This window comes from Kitasatospora sp. NPDC047058 (assembly GCF_040643935.1).
Classification (GTDB): domain Bacteria; phylum Actinomycetota; class Actinomycetes; order Streptomycetales; family Streptomycetaceae; genus Kitasatospora.
Window position 1 is genome coordinate 1 of record NZ_JBEYVJ010000727.1, and the last position, 2,172, is coordinate 2,172.

The 2,172-nt window shown below is 73.3% G+C and carries 2 protein-coding genes and 1 pseudogene; 1 reads left to right on the top strand and 2 read right to left on the bottom strand.

The genetic code is table 11. From position 1 onward, the window contains the following. Positions 1-106: 106 nt before the first annotated feature. Together ABZ885_RS39845 and ABZ885_RS39850 are read right to left on the bottom strand one after the other, a co-directional pair. On the bottom strand, positions 107-769 hold the full coding sequence (locus ABZ885_RS39845; protein ID WP_360199903.1) for a DUF6461 domain-containing protein: 663 nt from the start codon (positions 767-769) through the stop codon (positions 107-109). Between the two features lie 102 nt (positions 770-871). Further along, a complete protein-coding gene (locus tag ABZ885_RS39850) occupies positions 872-1,426 on the bottom strand; it encodes a hypothetical protein (RefSeq protein ID WP_360199905.1) in 555 nt (184 codons plus the stop codon). 472 nt (positions 1,427-1,898) lie between these two features. Between ABZ885_RS39850 and ABZ885_RS39855 the strand changes: the two are divergent. After that, a pseudogene (locus tag ABZ885_RS39855) lies at positions 1,899-2,172 on the top strand (PhoD-like phosphatase N-terminal domain-containing protein); the annotation flags it as partial.

A 2,172-nucleotide genomic window follows, 5' to 3' on the forward strand; every position in this document is an offset into this window, starting at 1 on the left:
GCGGGAGCCGCGCGGCTCCCGCCCTACCCCGGGACATCCCCCTGCCACCCGCCCGGCGGAGTGCGTGCGCGACCCGGTCGCCGGTCGGGCCGGGTGTGCCGTCCCGTCAGGTGAGGTCCAGCACCACGGCGGCGAGCGGCTCGTCGAGGATCCGGGCGCGCGGCAGGGAGAGGCCGAAGGCCTGCTCCAGGACGGCCAGGCAGGCGCGGTGGAGGTCGCGGTCCTCCACGGTCTCCACGCTCTCCTCCGACAGCCCGGCGGCGGCCAGCAGGCCTTGTACACGGGCGGCCACCGCGGGATCCCCGTCGACACCGGTGTAGCCCCACGAGCCGTCCAGGTGGAGGTTGAACGCGCACATCCGGCGGCCGTCGTGGTGGTACTCGAAGAACGGCGGCACGGGCTTGCCGTTCTCCTCCTCGAACTCCACGAAGTGGACGTGCGCGTCGCCGCGGGAGACCGGGAGCCGGTCGTCGAACTCGCCCTGCCAGCCGCCGTACATCACCGCGAACACGAAGTCCCCGTGCTGCCCGTACCGCAGGGCGATCCCGTCGAAGACGTCCCCGTAGGTGTCCTCCAGCTCGGTGAGCACCTCCTCCCCGGTGAGCCCGCCGAGCGGGTGCACGGTCCGCTTCCGCCCGTACACGGCCGCGTTGAGGCGCGCGACGAGCTCCTCGGCGTCGAGCCCGCGGGCCAGCACCACGCTGTACCCGCCGAAGGCGATGGACTGGGGAGCGGCGAGCCAGGTCATTCCGTCGGTCGTGGAGGTCATGGCAGCCATCCTGGCCCATCCCACCGACAGCCAGGCTCGACCGGCAACGCCGTCAGGAGCGCCCTGGCCGGGCCGGGCTCGTGCAGGCGCTCCTGAGCAGCGCTACGAGCTCGGCGTGCCGGTGCCGACGGTCCGTTCGGCGGTGGCCGCCAGCCACTGGGGGAACTGTGCGACGGGTATCGGGGGAGAGTCGGGGAAGCCGGGCTGGATCGACGCGGCGGGGAGGAAAGCGACCTGGCAGCGGTGGCACAGCCACGCCGCCCGCCAGAGCCGGCGCAGCTGCTGGTACTGCTCGCGCGGCTGTCGCTGTGGACCCGCCGTCCGGAGTCGACGGCGTCGGGAGACGGCGTGCACGACGAACCCGATGGTCAGCAGGATCGTGGCGAAGAGGAACGGGCCGAGGTTGTAGCCGGCCTGGTAGGCGGCGTCGGAGCCGGCGCGATCGTCGTGCGAGAGCAGCCCGCGCAGCCCCAGCAGGGCAAGGAGACCGGCCAGGATGAAGAGGGTGATCGCGGCCCCGCTCGTGCCGGCGGGCTCGGACGGTGCGGACAGCAGGGCGCGGGTCGGCTGGTCGAGCGGTCGGTCGGCGTCCGTCAGGGCTCGTGGTACGGCGACGGTCTGGTCCGCCTCGGCGCACTGTGGGCAGGTGGCGTTCATCGGCAGGTGCTCCAGGGTGGTCCGAGTTGTGCGTGACGCGTGAACGCGTAGTACAGCACAGGGAGCTGACAGCGTGTCTCACCGGCCCGGAACCACCGTCCTGCTGTGACCGGCTCCGGGGGAAGCGTGCGCTGCTGTTCCCCCTGCAATGGACCCCCCTCCCATTCGTCCGTGCGGTGCCGTGCGGTACCCCGTTTCATGCCGGGGGCGAGCACCCGCGGCAAGAAGTCGCTTGGAGTTCACGGCGGTTCCACCACTTCGTGATGGGATGTCAGCCAGGCGTTCCGGCGTGCGGAACAGGTCCAGGAGGTCTCGTATGGTGCCGTCCACGACGCACGCGTCACCCGTCCCCTCGCAGCGCCGGCCCGCGCTCCTGAGCCGGCGCGGCCTGCTGGTGGGGGCGGCCGTCGCCGCGGGCGTCCAGGCGCTCGACGTCCGGACGGCGCACGCGGAACCGGTGCGCCGCGATCCCTTCCTCCTCGGGGTGGCCAGCGGCGATCCGCTGCCGGACGGGGTCGTGCTGTGGACCAGGCTCGTGGCCGACCTCTTCGCGCCCGCGTCGATGGGCGCCCGTACCGTGCCCGTGGAGTGGGAGGTCGCCCACGACGCGCGCTTCGACCGGGTCGTCCGGCGCGGCGTCGCCACCGCCACCCCGGCGCTGGGCACAGCGTCCACGTGGACGTCCGCGGGCTCCAGCCGGGCCGGGAGTACTGGTACCGCTTCCGGGCCGGCCGGTACCTGAGCCC